Here is a 24,042-nt window from a genome sequence, read left to right on the forward strand (position 1 = left end):
GTAGCCGTGGACTTCACCTACGACAGCGAGCAGAACGACCTGCGGGAGGCCGTGCGCGGCCTGCTGCAGCGCGCCTACGCCGACAGCGAGCGACGCCGCCAGGTCGTCGCCGCCGAGCCGGGCTTCGACGAGAAGACCTGGGCCCAGCTGGCCGAGATGGGCGTGCTGGGGCTGCCCTTCGCCGAGGAGCACGGCGGCATGGGGGCCGGGCCGATCGAGGTCGGCATCGTCGCCGAGGAGATGGGCCGGGTCCTCGCGCCCGAGCCCTTCGTCGAGTCGGTCGTGCTGGCCGGCGGGCTGGTCGCCGCCGTCGGCACCGACGCGCAGCGGACGGCGGTCCTCGGGCCGCTGTCGGAGGGCTCGAGCGTGCTCGCGTTCGCGCACGCCGAGCCGGCCGCGCGCTGGAGCCCCGCGGCGTCGGCGGTCACCGCCACGCGCGACGGCGAGGGCTGGGCGCTGACCGGCGCCAAGGAGCCGGTGCCGAACGGCGCCCGCGCCGACGTCCTGGTGGTCTCCGCGGCCGTCGACGGCGGCACCGCGCTGTTCCTCGTGCAGGGTGACGCCACCGGCCTCGCCCGCACCGGCTACCGCACGCACGACGGCGGCCGCGCGGCCAACGTGGTCTTCGAGGGGACCCCCGCCGAGCTGCTCGGCGAGGGCACGGCCGACCGCAGCGCCGACGTCGAGCGCGCCCAGGCCCTGGCCCGGATCGCCTACGCCAACGAGGCGGTCGGGGCGATGGACACCGCGCTGCGGACCACGTCGGAGTACCTGAAGACGCGCAAGCAGTTCGGCGTCACGCTCAACCGGTTCCAGGCGCTGACCTTCCGGGCGGCCGACATGTACGTGTCGCTGGAGCTGGCCCGCAGCACCGCGCTGTGGGCGAGCATGGTGGCCGACGCCGGCGGCGACGTCGTCACCGCCGGGCACCGCGCGCGGCTGCAGACCAGCCGCGCCGGCCGCCACCTCGGCAAGGAGGCCATCCAGCTGCACGGCGGCATCGGGGTCACCGCGGAGTACTCGGTCGGGCACTACACCAGCCGGCTCACCGCGATCGACCACCTGCTCGGCGACGGCGACTGGGCCGCCGACCGGCTGGCGGAGACCGTCGACTCCTACCCGACCGTCGACCCGCTGGGCGCGCCCTACACGGGCTGACGACCCCGCACCCACCGCACCGCGGCCGGCGTAACCCCTCGGGGGCGCCGGCCGCGCGCGTCTGCGGGCCCGTCCGGGCCGGCGCCGCCTAGGGTGCCCTGCCGTGCACGTCGCCTGGCTGCTCCTCCCGCTCGCGATCGGCGTCGCCCTGGCCTGGGCGGCGGCCCGCCCGGTCCGCCGCCGCAGCGGGCGCGTCGCGGCGGGGTTGGTCGCGGTCCTGGTGTGGACGGCGGTGGCCGCCGGCGGGCTGCAGCTGTGGGCGCGGGCGTCGCTGGACTCCTCCGCCACCGCCCGCGCCGTCGTGTGGATGGACGCCGACGTCGACGACTGGCGCCGCTTCCCGGCCCTCCCGATCCCGGCCGGTGGGACCCCGCTGCCGCTGCGCCCCGGCACCCTGCCCGCCGGCGTCCTCGACCGGGTGACCGTCCCCGGATCCGGCGAGGAGGACCTCGACGACCTGCTGGCCCGCACGCAGACGACGGCCTTCCTCGTGCTGCGCGGCGACGAGCTGCTCGTGGAGCGCTACCCCGGCGGCGGGTCCCGGGAGTCGGTGCAGACGTCGTTCTCCGTGGCCAAGTCCGTGCTGTCCACGCTGGTGGGCATCGCGATCGAGCGCGGCGAGATCGGCGGCCTCGACGACCCGGTCACCGACTACGTGCCCGAGCTGCTCGACCGCGACCCCGACGCCGCCCGGATCACCCTGCGGCACCTGGTCACCATGTCCTCGGGCCTGGCCTACGAGGAGCAGGGCCTGCCGTGGAGCGACGACGCGCTCACCTACTACGACCCCGACCTGCGCGCGCTCGCCCTCACCGTCGAGGTCGTCGAGCCGCCCGGGCGGACGTGGCTCTACAACAACTACAACCCGCTGCTGGTCGGGCTGGCGCTGGAGCGGGCGGTGGGCCGGCCGGTGGAGGAGTACGCCGCCGAGGTGCTGTGGGGACCGATGGGCGCCGAGGCCGACGCCAGCTGGAGTGCCGACAGCGAGGCCACCGGCTTCCCGAAGATGGAGAGCGGGGTCAACGCGCGGGCGGTCGACTTCGCCCGCTTCGGCCTGCTGTTCGCCCGCGAGGGCCGCGCCGGCGACGCGCAGGTCGTACCCGCCGCGTGGGTCGCCGAGGCGACCGCGCGCGACACCGCCACCGACCCGGCCGAGCACTACCAGTACTGGTGGTGGGTCGACACCGAGCGGGAGGGCCGCTTCTCCGCCCGCGGCAACAAGGGGCAGTTCGTCTACGTCGACCCGGCCACCGACGTCGTCGTCGTGCGGATGGGCCGGGAGGCGGTGCTGGAGGACTGGACGGCGGTGCTGCGCGACGTCACCGACCGGGTCGCCGCGGCCTGACCGTCAGCCGGTGATCGCCCGGCGCAGGTCCTCGGCCGCGGCGGCCACCTGCTCCAGCACCGCCGCGACGCCGTCCTCGCGCAGCAGCCCGCCGCTGAGCCGCTCCACCGGCACCGGCTCGTGCGCCGGGTCGGCGGAGCGCGCGCCGACCTCGAAGGCGACGCGCAGCAGCGCGCCGTCGGGGGCGGCGGGGTCGTCGGCGGCGGCCAGCGGCCCGACCATGACGGCCGGGAAGCCCCACTGCTCGAGCGCCACCGCCGACAGCCGCAGCGCGGAGATGCCGTAGCGGGACACCTCGGCGGCGCGCCGTGCGGCGAACGAGCGGGCGCCGCCGGCCAGCGCCCGGTAGCCCGCGGGGTCGTCGCCGTGCAGCAGGGCCACCCCGACCTGGGCGAGCAGCCCGAGGCACAGGGCGTCCTGCGGCCGGGCGCCGAAGCGTGGCGCCAGCACCGACGCGGCCAGCGCCACCCCGGTGCTGGTCTCCCAGAACCCCTCGGGCAGGTGCTCCTCGTCGTCGAGGCAGGTCAGCGCGACCGTCGCCATGGTCCGCACCGCGGTGAAGCCGACCACCGTGACCGCGAACTGCAGCGTGGTCGCCCGGCCGCTCATGCCGAAGTAGGCCGAGTTGGCCAGCTTCATCACCCGGCCCGCCAGGGCGACGTCGCCGGCGAGCACCCCGGCCAGCCGGGTGGCGCTGGCGTCCTCGGTGGTGGCCACCGCGACCACCTGCGCGGCCACCGGTCGCTGCCCGGCCATCGTGTCCATCCGGGCGAGCAGCCGGTCGAGGTCGACCGCCGGCGGGGCGCCCAGCGACGGGACGGCGTGCAGGTGCGCGCTCACCGGGCACCGGCCCACGCGGCGGTGGTGGCGCCGTCCATCGGGCGGGCCAGGGAGAAGCCCTGCAGGTAGGTGGCCCCCAGCGCGGTGAGCGCCGCGGCCTGGCCGGGGGTCGCCACCCCCTCCGCGACCGTGGACAGCCCCAGGCTGCGGGCCATCGCGATCACGGCGGTGGCGATCTCGGCGTGGCCCTCGGCGAGCTCGGCGACGAAGGACCGGTCCACCTTCAGGCAGGTCACCGGCAGGTGCCGCAGCGAGGCCAGTGAGGAGTACCCGGTGCCGAAGTCGTCGATGGCCACCGCCACGCCGAGGTCACGCAGCGACTGCAGCACCGTGCGCGCCGCCGCGGGGTCGGTCATCAGCGCCGACTCGGTGATCTCGACCGACAGCCGGGCGGGGGCGAGGCCGTGCCGGTCCAGCGCGGCGACCACCGCGTCGCGCAGGCTCCCGTCGAGCTGCAGCGCCGAGACGTTGACGTTGACCCGGGGCGGGGCGGCCGGGCCCAGCTCGCGGTCCCACGCGGCCACCTGCCGGCAGGCCTCGTCGAGCACCAGCAGCCCCAGCGCGCCGATGAGCCCGCTCTCCTCGGCCAGCGGCACGAAGGTGGCCGGGCTGATCGGCCCCTGCTCGGGGTGCACCCACCGGGCGAGGGCCTCGACGGCGTCCAGCGACCCGTCCCCGGCGGCGAGGATCGGCTGGTAGTGCAGCGCGACCTCGCGCCGCTCGATCGCGTCCCGCAGGTCGGCGACCAGCCGCAGCTTGGCGCGGGCCTCGGCGCGTCCCGCCCGGTCGAGCACCCGCACCCGGCCCTTGCCGCCGGCCTTGGCCTGGTACATCGCGATGTCGCAGTCGCGCACCAGGTCCGCGGCGTCGGCGTGCTCGGGGGCCTGCACGGTGACGCCCACGCTGGCGTGCGGCCGGAAGAGGACCCCGGCCAGGGAGACCGGCGCGGCGAGCGCGTCGACGACCCGCGCGGCCAGCGCGGCGGCGGCGGCCTCGTCGACGTCGTGGCAGACGACGACGAACTCGTCCCCGCCGAACCGGGCCACGAGGTCCCCGGGTCGGACGGTGGCGCGCAGCCGGCCGGCCACCTCGACGAGCAGCTCGTCGCCGGCCTCGTGACCGAGGGAGTCGTTGACCACCTTGAAGTCGTCGAGGTCGAGGAACAGGCAGGCCACGCCCCGGCCGCCGGGGAGCGCGCGGGCCGCGGCGAAGGCCTCGGCCAGGTGCTGGTCGAGCAGGGTGCGGTTGGGCAGGCCGGTCAGCGGGTCGTGGGAGGCCTGGTGGGCCAGGCGCGCCTCGAAGGCCAGCCGCTCGGTGACGTCCTCGACGGTGCCCAGGAAACCGGCGCCCGCCCCGGGGGTGAACACGTGGCCCAGGCGCAGCAGCGCCGACCGCTCGGTGCCGTCGGCGCGCACCAGCCGGGCGCCGGCCTCGACGTCGCTGCCCTGCAGGACGGCGGCCACGGCCTCCACGACGGCGCCGAGGTCGTCGGGGTGCACGCAGTCGGTCCACCCGGTGCCCAGCAGGTCCGCGGCCGGCCGCCCGACGAGCCGGCAGAACGCGTCGTTGACGTGCGCCAGCCGCATGCCCTGCTCGGAGAGGACCGTCGGCACCGGCGAGCGCTCGGTGAGGGTGGCGAAGCGCCGTTCGGCTGCGGCGGCGGTGGCCCGCGAGGCCCGCTCGGCGTCGGCGGCCCCGGTGGCGACCGTCAGCGTCCACGCCCGCCCGGACGGCGCCGGCGTCGCCCGCACGACGGCGTCGACCAGGCGGCCGCCGGCGGTGCGGACGGGCAGCGCCAGCCGGGACGTGCGACCGCGGCGCAGCAGCACGGGCAGCTCCGCCGGCGGCAGGGTGGGCAGCAGGTCCGGCACCGGCAGGCCGGACGGCGCGTCGCCCAGCAGCGCGACCGCGCCCCGGTTGGCCCAGGCGACCCGCGGCGTGCCGGCGGCGGCCTCGACCACCAGCACCGCCTCGTCGCCGGCCGCGGCCGCGGCGAACACCGCGGCCACCACCTCCGGCGACGCGCCGCCGGGCTGGCCCGTCGTGCTCGGGCTGGCGGGCACGGGTCTCCTCCCTGCTGTCGGTGGCCTGGGTCGGCCGGCGTCCCGGCGTGGGGACTCCCCGGCACCCTCGGCACGTCGCGGGCCGGGCTCCAGCCGGGCGCACCCGGCCCTCACCCGGTCGGGGGACCACGCGGTTCCGTGCGATCGGGTCACGAATCCGTCGGGGGTGGCCCGGGACGGCGCCGGCGCCTGTCACGATGCAGCACCGGGGTCGGCCCGCCCGCCTCCCCCGCTGCACCACCCGGTCCGCCGGCGGGGTCGCCGGCCCGAGCTGTCGATGGAGTGCGCGTGCTGATCGGTGTGCCGGCAGAGACCCGACGGAACGAGACGCGGGTGGCCGCGACGCCGGTGAGCGTCGGGCGGCTGTGCGCGCTGGGCCACGAGGTCCTCGTCGAGGCCGGTGCCGGGGCGGCGGCGTCCTTCCCCGACGAGGCCTACGTCGCCGCGGGCGCGCGGATCGGGCCGGCCGCCGACGCGTGGGCCGCCGACGTCGTCCTGCACGTCAACGCCCCCACCCCCGAGCAGGTGGCGCTGCTGCGCCCGGACGCCGTGCTGGTCAGCCTGCTCGCGCCGGCGCTGTCGCCGGACCTGCTCGACGCGCTGGTCGCCCGCGGCGTCACCGCCCTGGCGATGGACGCCGTCCCCCGCATCTCGCGGGCGCAGTCGCTGGACGTGCTGTCGTCGATGGCCAACATCGCCGGCTACCGCGCCGTCGTCGAGGCCGCGCACGCCTTCGGCCGGTTCTTCACCGGCCAGGTCACCGCCGCGGGCAAGGTGCCCCCGGCCACGGTGTTCGTCGCCGGCGCCGGCGTCGCGGGGCTGGCCGCGATCGGCACGGCCAGCAGCCTCGGCGCGATCGTGCGCGCCACCGACGTCCGCCCGGAGGTCGCCGAGCAGGTGCGCTCCCTCGGCGGCGAGTACGTGGGCGTGCCCGCCGACGAGGGCGAGCAGGCGGCCGCCGGCGGCACCGGCTACGCCTCGGTCACCTCCGAGGACTTCGACGCGCGCGCCGCCGTCATGTACGCCGAGCAGGCCCGCGAGGTCGACGTCGTCATCACCACCGCGCTCATCCCCGGCCGGCCGGCGCCCCGGCTGCTCACCGAGGACATGGTGGCGAGCATGAAGCCGGGCTCGGTGGTCGTCGACATGGCCGCCGCGCAGGGCGGCAACGTGGCGGGCTCGGTGCCCGACGAGGTGGTGGTGACCCCGAACGGCGTGACGATCATCGGCTACACCGACCTGCCCGCCCGGCTGCCGGCCCAGGCCTCGCAGCTGTTCGCCACCAACCTGGTCAACCTGCTGACGCTGCTCACTCCCGGCAAGGACGGGCGGCTGGTGCTCGACCTCGACGACGTCGTCGTGCGGGGCATGACCGTGGCGCGGGCCGGCGAGAGGCTGTGGCCACCGCCCCCGGTGCAGGTGTCGGCAGCCCCGGCACCGGCCGCCGCGCCGCCACCCGCGCCGCTGCCCCCACCGGCCGCGACGACCCCCGCCCCGCAGCGGCGGGCGGCGCTGGTCGGCCTGGCCGGCGCGCTGCTCTTCCTGCTCGCCGCCTTCTCCCCCGACGAGCTCATCGGCAACCTGACCGTGTTCGCCCTCGCCGTGGTCGTGGGCTTCTACGTGATCGGGCACGTGCACCACGCGCTGCACACCCCGCTGATGAGCGTCACCAACGCGATCTCGGGGATCATCGTGGTCGGCGCGCTGCTGCAGCTCGGGCACGTCAGCACGGTGGTGACCGTCCTCGCCTTCCTCGCCGTGCTGCTGGCCAGCATCAACGTCTTCGGCGGCTTCGCCGTGACCCGCCGCATGCTCGGCATGTTCCGGAGGGCCTGACCATGACCGCCACCACCGCCGCGTCGGCGGCCTACATCGTCGCCGGCCTGCTGTTCGTGCTCAGCCTGGCCGGCCTGTCCCGGCACGAGACCGCCAAGGCGGGCAACGCCTACGGCATCGCCGGCATGGCGATCGCGCTGGTCGCCACCATCGGGCTGGCCGCCCGCGACGGCGACGCGCTGTCGATCGGCCTGATCGCCGTGGCCATGGTGCTCGGCGCCGCGATCGGCATCTGGCGGGCCCGGATCGTCGAGATGACCGGCATGCCCGAGCTCATCGCGCTGCTGCACAGCTTCGTCGGCCTGGCCGCGGTGCTGGTGGGCTGGAACGGCTACCTGTCGGTGGAGGGCGCGCCCGCCGGCCAGGCCGAGGTGCTGGACCTGCCCGTGGGCATCCACTCCGCCGAGGTGGCGATCGGGGTGTTCATCGGCGCGGTCACGTTCACCGGCTCGGTCGTCGCCTACCTCAAGCTGTCGGGACGCATCCGCAGCAACCCGCTGGTGCTGCCGGGCAAGAACGCGCTCAACGTCGGCGCCCTCGCCGCGTTCGCCGTCCTGACCGTCGTCTTCGTCGTCTCACCGGGGCTGGGCGTCCTGGCGGCGCTGACCGTGCTGGCGCTGGCGCTGGGCTGGCACCTGGTCGCCTCGATCGGCGGCGGCGACATGCCGGTCGTCGTCTCGATGCTCAACAGCTACTCGGGCTGGGCGGCCGCCGCCTCGGGCTTCCTGCTCGACAACGACCTGCTGATCATCACCGGTGCGCTGGTCGGCTCCTCCGGTGCCTACCTCAGCTACATCATGTGCCAGGCGATGAACCGCTCCTTCCTGTCGGTCATCGCCGGCGGCTTCGGCAACGAGGGCGCCACCGCGGCCTCCGGCGACGTCGAGGGCGAGCACACCGAGGTGACCGCCGAGGAGGTCGCCGAGCTGCTCCGCGACGCCGGCAGCGTCGTCATCACGCCGGGCTACGGCATGGCGGTGGCGCACGCGCAGAACGCCGTCGCCGAGCTGACCCGCACGCTCACCGACAAGGGCGTCGAGGTCCGGTTCGGCATCCACCCGGTCGCGGGGCGGCTGCCCGGGCACATGAACGTGCTCCTGGCCGAGGCCCGGGTGCCCTACGACGTCGTCCTGGAGATGGACGAGATCAACGACGACCTCGCCAAGACCGACGTCGTCCTGGTCATCGGCGCCAACGACACGGTCAACCCGGCCGCCGCCGAGGACCCGGCCAGCCCGATCGCCGGCATGCCCGTGCTGCACGTGTGGGAGGCCGAGCACGTGGTGGTGTTCAAGCGGTCGATGAGCACCGGGTACGCCGGCGTGCAGAACCCCCTTTTCTTCCGCGAGAACACCCGCATGCTGTTCGGCGACGCGCGGGAGCGCGTCGAGGACATCCTGCGGGCCCTGTGAGGGCCCCTCCCGAGAGGAGCACCGTGAGCACGACCCCCACCGCCGGCGTGCTGGTCAGCCCGGCCTGGCTGATCGGCGGCCTGCGCAACGTCCCCGGCTTCCTGGCCACCGACGGGCGCGGGCTGGCCTTCGTCAGCGACACCCCCGTGTTCGACGTGCCGCTGGGCGCGGTCACGGACGTGAGCTGGCCGTGGTGGTGGTTCGGCGGCGGGCTGAAGCTCACCGCGGCCGGGCAGCGCTTCAAGGTCACCTTCGTCCGGCCCAACGGCATGCCGGCGCCGAACCCGGGGATGCTGGCGTCCTCGGTCGGCACGGTCGGGGTGCTCACCGGCACGCTGCCGCCGCACGTGCTCGCCGACCTGCACGCCCTGCGGGGGCTGGCCGACGTCCGCGACGGGCGGGCCGCCGGCCGGCGCTGGCGCGAGGTCCTGCCGGGCTGAGTTGCGGCGCGGTCGCCGGGGGCGCGACGGTTGCCGCTGTGGACCCCTTCCGCCTCGGCATGCCGAAGATCCCCGGCCTCACGGAGCTGCTGACCACGCTCCAGGCGCAGACCGAGGCGCTGGCCCAGCTGCCGCGCACGCTGACCGACCTCAACGCCGCCGTCCGGGACCTCATCGCCGCCACCGCGACGGCGACGTCGGCGATCTCCTCGGCGCAGCGGACCGCGGAACGGCTGGAGGACCTGGTCGGCGAGCTCGAGGAGCCGGTGCGGGCGCTGCGGCCGGGGCTGGAGCGGGTGGGCCGGGTGCTCGACGACCCCGCGGTCGACGCCGTGCCGGACATCATCCGCACCATCGACGAGGACCTCATGCCGATGATCTCGACGATCCGTCAGGCGCAGTCGCGGGTCGCCGGCGTCACCGGCCTGCTGCGCCGCCGCGGCCGCCCCGACGACGACGGGGACGCCGTGCCGTGACCGGTGCGGTCGCCGTGGCGGCCCTGGCCGGCCAGTGCGCGGGGCGCTCCAGCGCGGCCGGCAGGCGGGTGGCGCCGTCGCCGCGCGCCGCGGCCACCTGCGGGCGGGTGAGGAACAGCGCGCCGGAGAGGTCGGCGCCGCGCAGGTCGGCCGCGCGCAGGTCCGCGCCGAGCAGGTCGACGGCGGTGAGGTCGGCGCCCCGCAGGTCGGCGCCGATCAGGTAGGCGCTGCGCAGGCTGGTGCCGCGCAGGTCGGTGCGGCGCAGGTCGGCGCCCACCAGGTCGGCACCGCGCCGGTCCCGGCCGCCGGGGCGGACCGCGGCGCTGACCCGGCCGAGCAGCTCGCCGGCCTCGGCGCGGAGCGCGGCGGCGTCGACGCCGGCCAGCTCCGCAGGCCCCCCGGCGGCCAGCCGCTCGGTGCGCCCGGTGAGCGCGGCGACGTCGGCGCGCAGCGGCGCGGGCAGCGGCCGGTCGGCGGCCTCGGCGAGGTACCAGAGCAGCTCGTGCAGCTGCCGCAGGACGGGGAAGGCCGCGGCCACGCCCGGGTCGGCGGCCGGCCGCTCGACGCCGGCGGCCCGCACCAGCCGCTGCCCGGCGCCGAAGCAGTCGAAGACCGTGCAGCCGGGGAAGCCGCGCTGCCGCAGGTCGGCGTGGATGCCGCAGCGGGCGTCCGCGGTGAGGTGGACGCACGGCCGGCCGGCGGGCTTGTCGATCGCGAAGTCGGCCGAGGCGGCGAACGCGGGCAGGACGCAGCACAGCCCCGCGCAGGCGGAGCAGTCGGCGCGCAGCTCCCGCCGCCGGTCGACGGGCGCCGCCGCCGGGGAGGCGGGAGGGGTCACCGCTCGAGGGTATGCGGCGCGGCTGCCTGCCCCGTCCCCGCCGAGATCACGCGATCTCGACGCTCCGGCGGCCCTGAGGCGTCGAGATCACGTGATCTCGACGCGGGGGCCGGGCCAGGATGGCGGCGTGGACGTGCTCAGCAGCCGCGTGCTCCTGCGGCCCACCGACGCCGCCCGGTCGCAGGCCTTCTACCGCGACGTCCTGGGGCTGGCCGTGTACCGCGAGTTCGGCCCGCCCGAGCACCGCGGCCTGGTGTTCTTCCTCGGCAACGGCCTGCTCGAGGTCTCCGGCCGGGCCGACGAGCGGCCGCGCGGCCTGGCGCTGTGGGTGCAGGTGCGCGACCTCGCCGCCGAGGTCGACCGGCTCGCGCGGGCCGGCGTCCCCGTCGTCGACGAGCCCGGGCGCCGGCCGTGGGGGCTGCTGGAGGCGACGGTCACCGACCCCGACGGCGTGGCGATCGTGCTGGTCGAGGTCCCGGCCGACCACCCGCTGCGGGTGGACGTGCGCCCGCCCGGCCAGGTACGGCCAGGGCCTGCCACGGTGGGCGAGTGACCAGGGAGCGGTTCGCGCACGAGGCACTGCTGTCGATGGAGCCCGGCGCCGACGACCGTGCCCCGGGGGGCGCGATCACGGTGGCGCTGTGCGGCAGCTGGGAGCACGAGCCGCCGTGCCCGCTCGCCCCGCACCACACCCGCGTCGAGCGGGCAGGCGACGAGGTCCGGCTGCGGGTGCTCTTCGCGGCCGAGGTCGACGACGCACCGCGGGTGCGGGCCGCGATCGACGACGCCCTGGCCGCGGGCACGGGGGCGACGCCGGAGGGCGGGGCCGTGGCGTGGCGGCTCGTCCGCTCCTGGGCGTCGGAGGTGCGACCGGAGGAACAGGAGCACGCCGGACGTCTGGCGCGGAGCTGACCGCCCCGTCCTCCGATCGGGAGTGCAGCGCTACGCCGTCCGTCGGTGAGCCGGGCGCTCGACCCGGTAGCGGATGTGGGTGGCGAGCGGCGAGGTGTCGACCTCGACCGGGGTGAGGTCGACACCGGTGAGGTCGGTGAAGATCGGCTCGCCCCGCCCGAGCACCGCCGGGACGAGGTCGACCACCAGCTCGTCGAGTGCGCCGGACGCCAGCGCCTGGCGCACGGTGGAGGCGCCGCCGACGACGTCGACCACGCCGTCGCCGGCGGCGTCGCTCGCCTGCCTCAAGGCGGCGTCGAACCCGCCGGTGACGAAGAAGAAGGTCGTGCCGCCCGCCATCTCGAGCGGCTCCCGCTCGTGGTGGGTCAGCACGAACACCGGGGCGTGGTACGGCGGCTCGCTCCCCCACCAGCCCCGCCAGTCGCCCTGCCAGGGGCCGCGCACCGGACCGAACATGTTGCGTCCCATGACGTACGCGTCGCCGCGGTCGAGGAGCCGCTCCTGCCAGGGGACGTCCGCCGGGTGCAGCCGGCCGATGTGCCACTGGTGCAGGGCCAGACCCCCGATCCCCAGCGGGTGCTCCTCGGACTGGTCGGGGCCGGCGACGAAGCCGTCGAGGGACATCGACATGTGCGAGATGACGGTGGCCATGCCGTGGTGACCGCCCGACGGCCCGGGACTCATCTCCGGGGTGCCTCGTCCGGGTTGTCGAGGACGGGGCGTCGGCTCCGTCCCGGGGACGAGAGTGGCCACGACAGGCCGCGCGACGGAGAGGGTGAACCACCGTGACGATCCAGCGGATGGACCACGTCAGCGTCGTCGTCGACGACCTCGAGGCGGCCAAGGCGTTCTTCGCCGCGCTCGGCATGGAGCTGGAGGGCGAGGCGCCGATCGAGGGACCGTGGGCGGACCGCGTGAACGCGCTCGACGGCATCCGGGTCGACATCGCGATGATGCGGACCCCGGACGGCCACGGCCGGCTCGAGCTGACGAGGTTCCACAGCCCGGAGGTGGTCAGCCCGCAGCCGGAGAACGCCCTGGGGAACACGCTGGGCCTGCGCAGCATCATGTTCGCCGTCGACGACCTCGACGCCACTCTCGCCGGCCTGCGAGCCCACGGCGCGCAGCTCATCGGAGAGGTGGCGCAGTACGAGGACAGCCACCGGCTCTGCTACGTCCGCGGCCCCGCGGGGATCATCGTCGCGCTGGCCGAGCAGCTCGACTGAGCCCGGCTGTACCCCCTCTGTCGCCTCGGCGTCGGTGTCCCGCAGCGGCCCGGCGGTGGCCCTGCGACGTCCCGCACGGCATCGTCTCGTCGGGCGTGCACGTGAGCTGCGTCGAAGGGATCGGGCATGGCGGCCGGAGGAGAAGCGAGAGCTCAGGGCACCGCGGAGCCCCTGGCCTCGCTGGACGGCGAGGGCGTCGGTCCGCGGCTCGCGCTGCTGTGCCTCCAGCGCGATGGTCGGCTGACCGAGTCACGGTGGGCGGTCCGCGCAGTGCGGGCGGGGCTGCTCGTCGATCTCGCGCTGGCGGGCCGGCTGATCGAGGGTGAGGACCACATCGAGCTGCTGCCAGGCCCGGGAGCTCCGCTGTCGTCGCCGGCCGAGGCGCTGGCGCAGGAGTTGGTGGGCCCTCCACCGCGGACGCTGAGTGAGGTCGTCGACGACGGCGCGGTGGGTCTCGATCAGCTGGCGGCGGATCTGGTCGCCCGTGGGCTCTGGATACCGCAGACGCCGCGCCTGCTCCGATGGGGCACGCGCTATCGGGCGGCGTCGCCGCGGCTGTCGCGAGCCGAGTTGATGCCCGTGGTGGCCGACATCGCTCCCGGCGGAGTCGGCGTCGACGCCGGTTGGGCGGCCACCGCCGTCCTCGCGGCGGTGGCGGGCCTGCTCGCCGGCGAGTTCCGTCCCGCCGACGAGCACCTCGTCGAGGCCTGCGGCAGTGCTGCGTGGGTGGTCCAGGTGGCGGTGGACGACCTCGAGAGCGCACGCAGCCACCACGCGATCGTCGCCAGGGCGACGCGCCGCGACCTGCACACCCCGGGGTAGACGTGGCACGGGCGCGCAGGGCCGTACTCCCCTTTCCGGCGGGATCGGCGACTCCTAGCGTCGGCTCATGACTCGGAAGCCACTGCGGTGCCGGTTCGGGTTGCACTCCTACGTCCAGCGACACCCGGACGGCGAGGGACCCTCGGGTCCGGACGACAAGGTCTGCCGGCGGTGCGGGAGGCGCACGGGCGCCCCGTTCGGGAACGCGCCGTGGGTCTTCCCCGGGTGATGCTGTCGGCGGTGGCGGAGGAGCGATGGCTCTCGATACGACCTCCGGACTCGAGGACGTGCGGTCGGGCTACAGCGGATCCCCGGCCGCCCGGTGACCGGTGACCGACCGGCGGCGGTCGATCCTCCTGCTGGTGCCAGGAGCGGCGCCGCAGACCGCGGACAGCGTCGCCCCCGCTGCGATCGCCGGGTTGACCCACCCGGGAACGAGGTCGTGGTCGGCGTTGCACGGCGCCCTGTAGGGCGGCAGGAGACCGCTGCGGTGGGCGGCCCAGTACTCGACGCCGAAGCGCTCCTGCTCGACGAGCGTGCAGGTCTCCCCGGCGTCCGTCCCGGCGAAGGTCTGCAGTAGCCCGAAGGCACACAGCGCAAGGGTGGTGACCACACCGAGCCGGGTAGCGCGCCGCGTGAGCTCCGTCCAGGAGGACCGTCGCCCGCGCATCGATCGGATGGTGTCAGATCCGCCCTCTGCCGCGTCCTGACGCGCGGACAGCCGCGCCGATGTGGCGATTCCCCCAGGCCGCCTGCGAGGAGTGACGGAGCGCCGCCCGTCCACCGCACGCTCCACCGCTGCATGCCTCACGGCGTTGGCCCAGGAGTGGGTGACCAGTACGACTGGCCGGTCGGCCGAGGGAGGGCCGGGATGGACGCAGGCCAGCGCGTGCTCGAGCACTTCACCGGAGTAGCCACTGGAGACAGCGACCTGGCGGGACGCTCGCTGCACCCGACCCATGTCGATCACACGGCCGCGGAGGAGCCTCCTGCCTGCTCCCTACCCGGCTTGCCCGGCCTCATGGCCACCAGCGCCTGGTTGCGTCTCGCCTTCGCCGATCTCCGCTTCGAGATCATCGAGACCGCCGCGGAGCGCGAGCGGATCATGGCCCACGTCTGGATGCGAGGACGGCAGCACGGGCCCCTCGTCGTGTTCCCTCCGGGTGGCCGGCCTGTGGCATTCCCGCCCACTGGACGCGAGTTCGCCGCCCGGCACTGTCATGTCTTCCGCCTGCAGGACGGCTTGTTCGCGGAGCACATCGAGGTGCGCGACGACCTCGGCCTGATGACTCGGCTGGGGCACCTGCCTCCCACGCCCGCAGCGATGATCCGGATGGCGAGGTGGCAGATCACCGGCGCCCACGGCCGCGCGGTCGAGACCGCGATCAGGGTGTCCCAGCAAGCCGCTGACACGGCGAAGCAGGCCGCCGACTCTCCCGGGAGCTCGGTCGTCTAGTGCTGTCGGCGAGGCCCGGGGTCGATCGTCATCCGGCGAACGGAGCCCACATCCGTGCCCGACAGGCCTCCTTCGCAGCGAGCCGGCTCGTGTCCTCAAGCGGCCCGCCAACGGACACCGTCACCGCTGTCGGATGCCGTATCGCTGACGGATCATGCGCGCATGACCGACCCCTCGCTCGCCCCCGACTTGGTCGGCCTCCACCCGGACGACGCTGCCCGACGTTGCTCGGAGCGGGGCCTCGAACTCACGATCGAGAACGCGGAGTCGGTGTCGTCCTGCTGGGGCCACGGTCAGCCCTGGTGCGTGACGGAGCCAGTTGCCCAGGCCCGGCGAGCGGTTGTCATCACGCGCGGTCGTGGTCCGTGTGAGCCTGCGCGACCGACAGGGCGGTGCAGGTGTCCGGGAACCGCGCCGCCCCTTGCTGCCAGACCTGCCCGTGCAGGCCGACGGCTCTCGGGACTGACCGGGCGTGTCCCCCAGCGGCCACTTGAGGACCGTGCGCGAGATGTTGAGACCCTCGTTCACTGCGAGGCTGCAGCCATGAGGAGCAGAGGCGTGACCTACCCGGCGCCGTCCGTGCGGGTCGTGCTGCTCGTCGGCCTCGGGTCGGCCCTCCTGATCATCGGGGTCATCGAGAGCGTGGGACGCGTGCCGCCGATGTGGGCGGCGCTCCTTGCCGGCGTAGGTGCAGTCATGCTGTCGGTCGGGCTGGGCATCTACTTCAGGCGCGAGGTCGCTCGTCGCCCATAGCGGCCCATCCAGGGACACACCTTGGTGGCGAGTGCATGATCACGTCGTGGCGCATGAAGGGCGACGGAGACGCGAGGTGTGGCCGACCGCGTTCATGCACCGCGCCACCTCGTGGACGGGCTCGCTCATCCTCGCCCTGGGCGCGACGGCACTCGTTCCAACGCTGACAGCGTGCGGAACCGGATCGCTGGACGGAGATGCGGGGCAGGTCTGTCCGGCGGTCGACTACGGCCGCACCCTCGTCGTTCGGTTGACCGGCGACTGGCCGGCGGCGGAAGGCCGCACGGTGGTCGCCCGATGCTCATCCCCGTGCGGGGCCGTCCAACTCGGCCGCGAGGACCTGGGCCCCGAGGTGACCGGCGCGCTGGTGGGCTCGACGGCCAATCTGTCGACGATGGCCACGCCCGACTTCGTGGCAGTGACCGTGGTCGAGCCGGACGGGCACCAGACCCGGGTCGATGCAGCACTCGACTGGACGCGCGTCGGCGGCACCGAGGAGTGTGGCGGGCCGATGGAGGCGGAGGTCGACGTTCCGCTCGGCTGACTCACCGCGGTACTGGTCGTTGCCGCTGTCGATCGTCGCGTCGTTCTGGGACTGTCCCTGGAGCCGCGCTCGGGGTCCGCCCGGCCACGTGCCCCTGAGCGGCCCGCTGTGGGACCCCAGGTTCCGAGGCGGCGGTGCCGGGGCTGACAAGGATGTCGACGACTGGTGAGGGGGCGCCACGTGCGGGTGACCAAGGAAGGCCGAGCTGGCCCTTTGGCTGAATGCGCCGTACATGATCAACGCATGAGCGATCCGAGCCGCCCACGTCCCGGTGCGGTTGTGGGCCTGGGAGCGGTTCTCGGAGCACTGTGCTGGATCGCATGGCTGGGCTGGGATCGGTCAGCGTCCTATGACGTCGTCACAGAGTCGGTTCAGACGCCGTACGTGACGCTGCAGGTGCTCGGATGCGCGCTGACCGTGGGGATCGTCACGGCGGTCCTGGCCGCCCGAACTTCCTCCCTGCATGCAGCGGCGGGCGTCTCGCTCGGCTTCTGGCTGCTCTGGACCGTGGATGCCGCATCGCAGGACGACAGCGGCCTGTTCGCGGTCGGCTCCGTCATGCTCGCGTGCGGATTGGCAGCCGGCACCGCGCTCGCCGCTGGCCTCGGATCCAGCCTGCGGGCCCTCTGGCTCCGCGCCCGCCGCCGACGCGGACGCGGACGCTGATCACCCACGATCATCCAGCGGCCAAGACGGCCCACCCCCGGCGGCTACTCAGCTTCCGATCCCGTTGGCACGAGCCTCGACGCTCGCCGAGGGCTGACGGCCGGCGCTCGCTCGGGCGACGGGTCGGCACCTCCGTCCCGGACTGCTCCGCAACGAGGTGTCCCTGAACCCTTCGCGGCGAGCCAACCAGTGTCCTCGAGCGGCCCACTCCGTGTCTCGCAATCGAGCTAGCGGGCGCTCGCGATCCAATGCCGCACTCGCCGCGACGCCGCCAGCGAGCCGGCCGCAACTGCTGGTGACCCGGCGAGCGCCAGCCAGATGGCGACTCCCCCCGCACCATCGGCACGCAACTCCTCGTCCAGCATGGTGCCGACCATCAAGACGACCACAGCACCAATGGCTCCGATGACCATCAGGGCCCAGCCCTGACGCGCGAGCAGGCGCCCATGCGCCAGGATCAATGTGGCCACAGTCGGGACCATAGCTACCGCCACCCAGCCGCCGAGCAACGAGTCGCTGATCAGGGGACTGCCGCCACCCACGAGGGTCGTGACTGTGGCCGCCACCAGCCCGAGGCCAGCCGCCGCAGTGGCCAGTCCTGGTCGCGCCTGATCTACCGGCCACGGCGCGGCAGCCCCTGCCCGCCCTGTGGGTGAAGATGGTGGGACTGTCGGTGTCACGGGCTGGAGAGTGACAGACGCCGAGCCCGAGGCGCTCCTGTTCGCGTCACCTGATCCCCTGGCAGGGCCGACACGCTTCAGCGGACGGCGACCAGAGGATGTGAGTCACGTCAAGCGTCCACGCGCACCCAGCCCTGTGTTCCTGAGCGGCCCACCGTGGGACACCCAACGCGACGGGACACGGAGTCGGGGGACAAGGTCGAAGCCATAGAGTGCCGAAGTGATCATGGCAGGGACCACCGGGGAGCCACAGTTGTGGTCCACCATCGTGACGGTTGTCGCGCTCGTCCTGATTGGCTGGCTCGGCTGGCGGCAGCGGCGCAAGAAGTAGGCCGCGAACAGCCGCGCCTTCTGGACGTCCACTGTCCCTCAGCGGCCCACTCAGGACCAATGGCGAGGCTGTTCGTCAGCGCCACCGTTCATCGGGTCGCCCTGCTCCCCAGCGACTGGTCGACGGGCGGACCTCTCTGGGGCCGTTGTGCCCAGCCGACCGGAAGTAGCAGCCTGCCAACACCAAGGCAGCGGTGAGTTGCGCCGCCGAGGCCCACCGGACTCCGACGCTGTCGGTCAGGATCAGTTGAGCCAAGGCGAAGGAGGAGATGGCCAGCCAGAGCCCTGCAAGGCCGCATGCCGCTCGACGCGACCCTGGAAAGAGCCACCACGGCTTCTTACGACGGGAGCCGTCCGACCTCTGGCTCATGGGCGTGAACCTACGTACGGCGCCATGGCGGCACCTCTCCGTTCACCAACCCGTGTGACGACCCACCTGCCGGTCAGACCCGTCGATGCTGAGGCTTCCGCCGGTGTCCCGTAACGGCCCACCCAGAGACGGTCTCAGGCTGCCGATCTGCACACCGAACTCGCGGCTCGGCAACGGGACACGTGGGCCTTGCCAGCGGACACCGGCGGCCTGCGGGTCAGCGGGCCGGCCACCCCTGGTTGTGGATCTCGTAGACCTCCCGGGCCTCGTTCGGCCACCCCGCGGCGTCCCATGTCGCCTGGAAGTCCTCGTTCTCGATCACGCATCGGAACACGTCTTCTCGAGACGCCCACACATCCACGATCATGATGCCGGAGTCGGTGCGTGCGCAGACGTGCACTTCCGGGCGCACCTCGGAAGTGGCGGTGGCGGCCGCGAGAGTCGCGTCATATCGGGCCACCAGGTCATCGGGGTCACCTTCGGCCCTGAAGATCGCTAGCACGGGCATCGGAGCCTCCTCGGGCGATCCCTCGCGGCGAGCCCGGTCAGGTCGGACGAGGCCAGGCCGTGACCGTCCGATCTCCGTCGGCCGAGTCGCCGAGAGGCTCATTGTCGGAGGGGTTGGAGCCTCCGTACAGGCTGAGCTCGATCCGAGTCAGAGTTCGCCGGTGAACACCGCTTCACCGGAGGGGTTCGAGCGCCGGTTGCCCCTGTCTGTGAAGCCGCCCCCAGGGACGTGGGTGGCGCACGGGCTCCGCAGGAAGCTCAGTCGTTGCCCGCTTCCATGGCGGCGCGGTCGAGCAGCTCGTCCTCCCCGGCGGGGCCGCCGCGTGCGGCGATGACCTCGGCCCCGCCCCGGGTCATCGTGCCGATGAGACCCGTGGCGGCGGCCTGGGCGGCGCCGATCGCGACCCGCTCGGGGCCGGTGCCCACCATGCCCAGCGCCGCGTACTGCTCGAGCTTGGCCCGCGAGTCGGCGATGTCGAGGTTGCGCATGGTCAGCTGGCCGATCCGGTCGGTGGGCCCGAACGCCGGGTCCTCGGTGCGCTCCATCGACAGCCGGTCGGGGTGGTAGCTGAACGCCGGCCCGGCGGTCTCCAGCACCGACCAGTCCTCGCCCCGCCGCAGCCGCAGGGTCACCTCGCCGGTGACCGCCATGCCCACCCACCGCTGCAGCGACTCCCGGAGCATGAGCGCCTGGGGGTCGAGCCACCGGCCCTCGTACATCAGCCGGCCGAGCTTGCGGCCCTCGGTGTGGTAGGCGGCGAGGGTGTCCTCGTTGTGCACGGCGTTGACCAGCCGCTCGTAGGCCGCGTGCAGCAGTGCCATGCCCGGCGCCTCGTAGATGCCGCGGCTCTTGGCCTCGATCACCCGGTTCTCGATCTGGTCGGACATGCCCAGCCCGTGCCGGCCGCCGATGGCGTTGGCCTCGAGCACCAGGTCGACGGCGGAGTCGAACTCCTTGCCGTTGATCGTCACCGGCCGGCCCTGGGCGAAACCGACGGTCACGTCCTCGGTGGGGATCTCCACCGAGGGGTCCCAGAACCGGACGCCCATGATCGGCTCGACGATCTCGATGCTGGCGTCGAGGTGCTCCAGGCGCTTGGCCTCGTGGGTGGCGCCCCAGATGTTGGCATCGGTGGAGTAGGCCTTCTCGGCAGTGTCCCGGTAGGGCAGCCCGTGCGCGGTCAGCCACTCCGACATCTCCCGCCGCCCGCCGAGCTCCTCGACGAACGCGGCGTCCAGCCACGGCTTGTAGATGCGCAGCGCCGGGTTGGCCAGCAGGCCGTAGCGGTAGAAGCGCTCGATGTCGTTGCCCTTGAAGGTGGAGCCGTCGCCCCAGATCCCGACGCCGTCCTCGAGCATGGCCCGGACCAGCAGCGTGCCGGTGACCGCGCGGCCCAGCGGCGTGGTGTTGAAGTAGCTGCGCCCGCCGGAGCGGATGTGGAAGGCCCCGCAGGTCAGCGCCGCCAGCCCCTCCTCGACCAGCGCCGCCCGGCAGTCGACCAGCCGGGCGATCTCGGCGCCGTAGGCGGCGGCCCGGTCGGGCACCGAGCCGATGTCGGGCTCGTCGTACTGGCCGATGTCGGCGGTGTAGGTGCAGGGCACGGCGCCCTTGTCGCGCATCCAGGCCACCGCCACGGAGGTGTCGAGACCGCCGGAGAAGGCGATCCCGACGCGTTCACCGACGGGCAGGGACGTGAGCACCTTGGACACGTCGAAGATTATGCACGACCACGCATGATCATGCAGTGACCGGGGTCAGGCAGGTGGCTCCCGGTCCCCCGGCGAGCGGCGGACGACGTCGGCGAAGGACTCCTCCAGCCGGGCCCAGGTCGAGCTCCACTCGACCAGCGGGTCGAGGATCCGCTCGAAGACGGCGAGCTGCTCGTCGAACGCCTGCAGCTGCCCGATCAGGCCCTCGATGAGCTGTCGTTGGGCCTTCACCGACGCGGCGATCGACCGCACCTGCGCGGCCGACATCGCCCCGGGCGGCGAGGGCAGCCGCGGCAGCGACAGTCCGGCCGGGACGGCGCCGGCGGCCAGCCGGGTGGCCCGGTCGGTGAAGCCGCGCAGCTGGGCGACGAACTCCTCGACCGAGCGCGCCACCAGCCCGCTGTCGCGGGACCTGTCCTCGGACTCGCTCACCCTCCGCCTCCCCCGGCCCGGCCCGCCGCGGGTTCGGCGGGGCCCGGACCAGTCTGGCGTCCGGAGGCCGGGGCCGCTCAGCCGACGAACGCCCGCAGCGTCTCCGCGTTGCGCACGGCGTGACCGTGGCCGTCGTTGTTGAAGTACGCGTAGACGTCGCGGCCCTGCCCCGCCCACTCCCCGATCCGGTCGGCCCACCAGCGCAGGTCGGCGTCGGGGTAGGAGCCGGCGTAGAGGTGCGCGAGGTCTGGGCCGTGCAGCCGCACGTAGACGAACGGCGCGGTCGCCCGCAGCACGCACGGCAGGCCCGCACCGCTCATCACGCAGTAGGCGGCGCCGTGCCGCTCGAGCAGGGCGAACACCCCGTCGTCGTGCCAGCTCGGGTGGCGGAACTCGACGGCGACCCGCATCCAGTCCGGCAGCCGCGACAGGAAGAAGTCGAGCCGGGCGTCGTCGCGGGCGGCGGCCGGGTGCAGCTGCACCAGCAGCACCGCCCGGCGCGGGCCGAGCTCGTGCCAGGCCGCGGTCATCCGCTCGACCCACGCCTCGGGCGCGAACAGCCGCTTGGCGTGCGTCAGCCCGCGCGGCGCCTTGACCGAGAGCTGGAAGCCCTCGGGCAGCCGCCGCCGCCACGAGGCGAACGTCGCGTTCCGCGGCCAGCGGTAGAAGCTGGCGTTGAGCTCGACGGTGCCGAAGCGGGCGACGTAGTGGGCCAGCCGGTCGCGGGGCGGCGTCCCCGGCGGGTAGAGGACGCCGTCCCAGTGGTCGTAGCTCCAGCCCGACGTGCCGACGTGGACCGCCATCGACCGGCCCGCGCCCTCAGGCGCGGCGCTTCTCCGCCAGCCGGGTCGCCCCGGCGAGGAGCCGGCCGTAGGAGCCGGGCGCCAATCGCACCAGGACGTCGGGGACGGCGGCGCTGGCGCCGATGAGCAACCGGGGACGGCGTCGCTCGATCGCCGTGACGATGCGGGCGGCGGCCCGGTCGGCCGGGTAGCGCAGGAACTTCGCGAAGTCGCGCTTGCCCTGCTCGGCCTCCGCGGGGTCCACGCCGCTGCCGACCCGGGCGGTCTCGGCGATGCGGGTGGCGATGCCGCCGGGGTGCACGCTGGTCACGCCGACGCCGTCCTCGGCCAGCTCGTGCCGCAGGACCTCGGTGAAGCCGCGGATGGCGAACTTGCTCGACGAGTACGCCGCCTGCCCGGCCGGGGCCATGATGCCGAAGATGCTCGACACGTTGACCAGGTGCGAGCCGGGGTGCGCCTTGAGCGTCGGCAGCAGGGCGTGGGTGAGCCGGACGGCGGCGCGGAAGTTGACGTCCAGGACCCAGTCGAACTCCTCGAGGGTCACCTGGTCGAAGCGCCCGCCCAGCGCCACGCCGGCGTTGTTGACCAGCAGCGTCGTCCCGGGGTGGCCGGCCACGATCGCCTCGGCGGCCGCGCGCAGCTGGCCGGCGTCGGCGAGGTCGGCGACGACGGTGTCGATCGACCGGGCGGGGTGGGCCGCCCGCAGCGACGCGGCCACGCCGTCGAGCCGCTCGGCGTCGCGGTCGAGCAGGACCAGGTCGTTGCCGCGGGCGGCCAGCGCCGGCGCGAGCGCGGCGCCGATGCCGCTGGCCGCGCCGGTGACGACGGCCGTGCCGGTGAAGCCGTAGGGCCGCATCACGCCGCCACCCCGCCGACGCCCGCCGTGGCGGGCTCGCGGACCGGGCGGGTGAACCGGATCCCCTCGTCCTCGACCGGCCCGCGGCGCATGAGCAGCACGTCGCGGACGTAGTTCTGGTACAGCTTCCACGGCGCCCGGGCGCCCTGCTTCGGCAGGGCGGCGATGCTGCGCTGCACGTAGCCGGCCGACAGGCCGATGATCGGCGCGGTTCCGCCCTCGGCCGGGGCCAGCGGGGTGGCCGCGGCGTAGCCGTTGCGGTCGAGGTGGGCCAGCAGCCGGCAGACGTAGCGGGCGACCAGGTCGGCCTTCAGCGTCCAGGAGGCGTTGGTGTAGCCGATGGTCATGGCGAAGTTCGGCACACCGGAGACCATGAAGCCCTTGTAGGACACGGTGCGCGACAGGTCGACGTCCTCGCCGTCCACGCTCAGCTGCATCCCGCCGATGGGCAGCAGGTTCAGGCCGGTGGCGGTGACGACGACGTCGGCGTCGAGGTGCTCCCCCGACTCCAGGTCGATGCCGGTCTCGTCGAAGCCGGCGATCCGGTCGGTGACGATCGACGCCTTGCCGGCGCGCAGCGCGCGGAACAGGTCGCCGTCGGGGACGACGCACAGCCGCTGGTCCCACGGGTCGTACGGCGGGTTGAAGTGGGTGCCCACGTCGACGGTCTCGGGCAGCTCCTTGGCCGCCGCCTTCGCGAGGATGCGCTTCATCAGCTCGGGCCGGCGCCGGCTGAGCTGGAAGGAGGCCATGGAGACCAGCACGTTCTTCCACCGCACCACCGGGTAGACGACGCGGTCGGGCAGCCGGCGGCGCAGCTTCTCGGCGAGCGCGTCGCGGCCGGGCAGGCTCACGACGTAGGTGGGGGTGCGCTGCAGCATCGTCACGTGCGCGGCCTCGGCGGCCAGGCTCGGCACCAGGGTGACGGCGGTGGCGCCGCTGCCGATGACGACGACGCGCTTGCCGGCCCAGTCGAGGTCCTCGGGCCAGTGCTGCGGGTGCACGACCCGGCCGAGGAAGCGCTCCTCGCCGGAGAACTCCGGCCGGTACCCCTGGTCGTAGCGGTAGTAGCCGGAGCACACCGACAGCCACGAGCAGGTCCACGTCTCGGTCCCGCCGGTGTCGGTGCGCTCGGCGGTGACCGTCCACAGCGAGTCCTCGGTGGACCAGGACGCGGCGAGCACCCGGGTGCGGAAGCGGATGTGCTCGTCGACGCCGTACTCGCGCGCGGTGTCGCGGACGTACTGGCGGATCGAGGGCCCGTCGGCGATGGCCTTCGGGTCGGTCCACGGCCGGAAGGAGTAGCCCAGGGTGAACATGTCCGAGTCCGAGCGCACGCCCGGGTAGCGGAACAGGTCCCAGGTGCCGCCGATGGCCTCGCGGGCCTCGAGGACGGCGTAGCTCTTGCCGGGGACCTCGCGCTGCAGGTGGCAGGCCGCGCCGATGCCCGACAGGCCCGCGCCGACGATCAGCACGTCGACGTGGCGGACGGGACTGGTCTCGGTCATGACTCTCCCTGTCGGGGCCGGGGTGACCTGGGCGACACTACTCGACACCGTGTCGAGTA

26 protein-coding genes are annotated in these 24,042 nt (G+C 74.3%); 14 read left to right on the forward strand and 12 right to left on the reverse strand.

Annotated elements, in window-relative coordinates; translation table 11 throughout:
* The first annotated feature begins 6 nt into the window (after positions 1–6).
* Entirely contained in the window at positions 7–1,158 is a 1,152-nt protein-coding gene (locus ACI79O_RS00895) for an acyl-CoA dehydrogenase family protein (protein ID WP_456913118.1), read from the forward strand.
* A gap of 103 nt (positions 1,159–1,261) precedes the next feature.
* Complete coding sequence (locus tag ACI79O_RS00900) at positions 1,262–2,503, forward strand: serine hydrolase (protein ID WP_456913119.1); 1,242 nt, start codon at positions 1,262–1,264, stop codon at positions 2,501–2,503.
* Between the two features lie 3 nt (positions 2,504–2,506).
* Here the strand turns inward: ACI79O_RS00900 and ACI79O_RS00905 are convergent, their stop codons facing one another.
* Entirely contained in the window at positions 2,507–3,343 is an 837-nt protein-coding gene (locus ACI79O_RS00905; RefSeq protein WP_456913120.1) for an HDOD domain-containing protein, read from the reverse strand.
* Positions 3,340–5,406, reverse strand: a complete 2,067-nt coding sequence (locus ACI79O_RS00910) for a putative bifunctional diguanylate cyclase/phosphodiesterase (protein WP_456913121.1) — start codon at positions 5,404–5,406, stop codon at positions 3,340–3,342. Before ACI79O_RS00910 ends, ACI79O_RS00905 begins: the two co-directional genes overlap by 4 nt.
* Positions 5,407–5,706: 300 nt before the next feature.
* Here ACI79O_RS00910 and ACI79O_RS00915 point away from each other — a divergent pair, with 300 nt between their 5' ends.
* From ACI79O_RS00915 to ACI79O_RS00930, 4 genes are read left to right on the forward strand one after another with little or no spacing between them, the layout of a single operon-like run.
* Positions 5,707–7,242 (forward strand): Re/Si-specific NAD(P)(+) transhydrogenase subunit alpha, encoded by a 1,536-nt coding sequence (locus ACI79O_RS00915; protein WP_456913190.1) that lies wholly within the window; start codon positions 5,707–5,709, stop codon positions 7,240–7,242.
* Positions 7,243–7,244: 2 nt separating this feature from the next.
* Complete coding sequence (gene pntB, locus ACI79O_RS00920) at positions 7,245–8,654, forward strand: Re/Si-specific NAD(P)(+) transhydrogenase subunit beta (protein WP_456885979.1); 1,410 nt, start codon at positions 7,245–7,247, stop codon at positions 8,652–8,654.
* Between the two features lie 23 nt (positions 8,655–8,677).
* Positions 8,678–9,094 (forward strand): hypothetical protein, encoded by a 417-nt coding sequence (locus tag ACI79O_RS00925; protein ID WP_456875718.1) that lies wholly within the window; start codon positions 8,678–8,680, stop codon positions 9,092–9,094.
* 38 nt (positions 9,095–9,132) lie between these two features.
* Positions 9,133–9,570, forward strand: coding sequence for a hypothetical protein (locus tag ACI79O_RS00930; protein WP_456875719.1), 438 nt, complete (start codon positions 9,133–9,135; stop codon positions 9,568–9,570).
* On the opposite strand, the gene ACI79O_RS00935 is transcribed toward ACI79O_RS00930, so the two are convergent.
* Positions 9,512–10,408: a pentapeptide repeat-containing protein gene (locus tag ACI79O_RS00935; protein ID WP_456913122.1), complete on the reverse strand. Its 897-nt coding sequence runs from the start codon at positions 10,406–10,408 to the stop codon at positions 9,512–9,514. The genes ACI79O_RS00930 and ACI79O_RS00935 overlap by 59 nt on opposite strands.
* A 127-nt stretch (positions 10,409–10,535) precedes the next feature.
* On the opposite strand from ACI79O_RS00935, the gene ACI79O_RS00940 reads away from it, so the two are divergent.
* Together ACI79O_RS00940 and ACI79O_RS00945 are read left to right on the forward strand one after the other, a co-directional pair.
* Entirely contained in the window at positions 10,536–10,961 is a 426-nt protein-coding gene (locus tag ACI79O_RS00940; RefSeq protein ID WP_456913123.1) for a VOC family protein, read from the forward strand.
* Positions 10,958–11,320, forward strand: coding sequence for a hypothetical protein (locus tag ACI79O_RS00945; protein WP_456913124.1), 363 nt, complete (start codon positions 10,958–10,960; stop codon positions 11,318–11,320). Before ACI79O_RS00940 ends, ACI79O_RS00945 begins: the two co-directional genes overlap by 4 nt.
* A 30-nt stretch (positions 11,321–11,350) precedes the next feature.
* Here ACI79O_RS00945 and ACI79O_RS00950 read toward each other — a convergent pair whose 3' ends face one another.
* Positions 11,351–11,971, reverse strand: a complete 621-nt coding sequence (locus ACI79O_RS00950) for a dihydrofolate reductase family protein (protein ID WP_456913125.1) — start codon at positions 11,969–11,971, stop codon at positions 11,351–11,353.
* 134 nt (positions 11,972–12,105) lie between these two features.
* On the opposite strand from ACI79O_RS00950, the gene ACI79O_RS00955 reads away from it, so the two are divergent.
* On the forward strand, positions 12,106–12,546 hold the full coding sequence (locus ACI79O_RS00955; protein WP_456913126.1) for a VOC family protein: 441 nt from the start codon (positions 12,106–12,108) through the stop codon (positions 12,544–12,546).
* A gap of 126 nt (positions 12,547–12,672) precedes the next feature.
* Positions 12,673–13,368, forward strand: a complete 696-nt coding sequence (locus ACI79O_RS00960; RefSeq protein WP_456913127.1) for a GPP34 family phosphoprotein — start codon at positions 12,673–12,675, stop codon at positions 13,366–13,368.
* 298 nt (positions 13,369–13,666) lie between these two features.
* Here the strand turns inward: ACI79O_RS00960 and ACI79O_RS00965 are convergent, their stop codons facing one another.
* On the reverse strand, positions 13,667–13,981 hold the full coding sequence (locus tag ACI79O_RS00965) for a hypothetical protein (RefSeq protein ID WP_456885993.1): 315 nt from the start codon (positions 13,979–13,981) through the stop codon (positions 13,667–13,669).
* A gap of 258 nt (positions 13,982–14,239) precedes the next feature.
* Here ACI79O_RS00965 and ACI79O_RS00970 point away from each other — a divergent pair, with 258 nt between their 5' ends.
* The 4 genes from ACI79O_RS00970 to ACI79O_RS00985 all read left to right on the forward strand — a co-directional run bounded on the left by ACI79O_RS00970 (position 14,240) and on the right by ACI79O_RS00985 (position 16,787).
* A complete protein-coding gene (locus ACI79O_RS00970; protein WP_456885995.1) occupies positions 14,240–14,824 on the forward strand; it encodes an ester cyclase in 585 nt (194 codons plus the stop codon).
* A gap of 558 nt (positions 14,825–15,382) precedes the next feature.
* Positions 15,383–15,577 (forward strand): hypothetical protein, encoded by a 195-nt coding sequence (locus ACI79O_RS00975; protein ID WP_456885997.1) that lies wholly within the window; start codon positions 15,383–15,385, stop codon positions 15,575–15,577.
* 76 nt (positions 15,578–15,653) lie between these two features.
* Positions 15,654–16,121, forward strand: a complete 468-nt coding sequence (locus ACI79O_RS00980; RefSeq protein ID WP_456885999.1) for a hypothetical protein — start codon at positions 15,654–15,656, stop codon at positions 16,119–16,121.
* A 243-nt stretch (positions 16,122–16,364) separates the two neighbouring features.
* Entirely contained in the window at positions 16,365–16,787 is a 423-nt protein-coding gene (locus ACI79O_RS00985) for a hypothetical protein (protein ID WP_456886001.1), read from the forward strand.
* 227 nt (positions 16,788–17,014) lie between these two features.
* Here the strand turns inward: ACI79O_RS00985 and ACI79O_RS00990 are convergent, their stop codons facing one another.
* The 7 genes from ACI79O_RS00990 to ACI79O_RS01020 all read right to left on the reverse strand — a co-directional run bounded on the left by ACI79O_RS00990 (position 17,015) and on the right by ACI79O_RS01020 (position 23,983).
* Complete coding sequence (locus ACI79O_RS00990) at positions 17,015–17,257, reverse strand: hypothetical protein (RefSeq protein ID WP_456913128.1); 243 nt, start codon at positions 17,255–17,257, stop codon at positions 17,015–17,017.
* A 1,127-nt stretch (positions 17,258–18,384) separates the two neighbouring features.
* Positions 18,385–18,669: a hypothetical protein gene (locus tag ACI79O_RS00995; protein ID WP_456886004.1), complete on the reverse strand. Its 285-nt coding sequence runs from the start codon at positions 18,667–18,669 to the stop codon at positions 18,385–18,387.
* 263 nt (positions 18,670–18,932) lie between these two features.
* Entirely contained in the window at positions 18,933–20,384 is a 1,452-nt protein-coding gene (gene argG / locus ACI79O_RS01000; RefSeq protein ID WP_456913129.1) for an argininosuccinate synthase, read from the reverse strand.
* 45 nt (positions 20,385–20,429) lie between these two features.
* Positions 20,430–20,816, reverse strand: a complete 387-nt coding sequence (locus ACI79O_RS01005) for a hypothetical protein (protein WP_456913130.1) — start codon at positions 20,814–20,816, stop codon at positions 20,430–20,432.
* A gap of 77 nt (positions 20,817–20,893) precedes the next feature.
* A complete protein-coding gene (locus tag ACI79O_RS01010) occupies positions 20,894–21,619 on the reverse strand; it encodes a DUF72 domain-containing protein (RefSeq protein ID WP_456913131.1) in 726 nt (241 codons plus the stop codon).
* Between the two features lie 16 nt (positions 21,620–21,635).
* Entirely contained in the window at positions 21,636–22,475 is an 840-nt protein-coding gene (locus ACI79O_RS01015) for an SDR family NAD(P)-dependent oxidoreductase (protein WP_456886252.1), read from the reverse strand.
* Positions 22,475–23,983 (reverse strand): flavin-containing monooxygenase, encoded by a 1,509-nt coding sequence (locus ACI79O_RS01020; RefSeq protein ID WP_456913132.1) that lies wholly within the window; start codon positions 23,981–23,983, stop codon positions 22,475–22,477. Before ACI79O_RS01020 ends, ACI79O_RS01015 begins: the two co-directional genes overlap by 1 nt.
* Positions 23,984–24,042 lie beyond the last annotated feature (59 nt).

Source organism: Geodermatophilus sp. SYSU D00696 (genome assembly GCF_054050235.1).

Coding starts and splice junctions, on each gene's coding strand:
- ACI79O_RS01020 (WP_456913132.1), bottom strand. CDS start 23,983: ATGACCGAGACCAGTCCCGTCCGCCACGTCGACGTGCTGATCGTCGGC.
- ACI79O_RS00970 (WP_456885995.1), top strand. CDS start 14,240: ATGGACGCAGGCCAGCGCGTGCTCGAGCACTTCACCGGAGTAGCCACT.
- ACI79O_RS00960 (WP_456913127.1), top strand. CDS start 12,673: ATGGCGGCCGGAGGAGAAGCGAGAGCTCAGGGCACCGCGGAGCCCCTG.
- ACI79O_RS00950 (WP_456913125.1), bottom strand. CDS start 11,971: ATGGCCACCGTCATCTCGCACATGTCGATGTCCCTCGACGGCTTCGTC.
- ACI79O_RS01010 (WP_456913131.1), bottom strand. CDS start 21,619: ATGGCGGTCCACGTCGGCACGTCGGGCTGGAGCTACGACCACTGGGAC.
- ACI79O_RS00985 (WP_456886001.1), top strand. CDS start 16,365: ATGAGCGATCCGAGCCGCCCACGTCCCGGTGCGGTTGTGGGCCTGGGA.
- ACI79O_RS01015 (WP_456886252.1), bottom strand. CDS start 22,475: ATGCGGCCCTACGGCTTCACCGGCACGGCCGTCGTCACCGGCGCGGCC.
- pntB (WP_456885979.1), top strand. CDS start 7,245: ATGACCGCCACCACCGCCGCGTCGGCGGCCTACATCGTCGCCGGCCTG.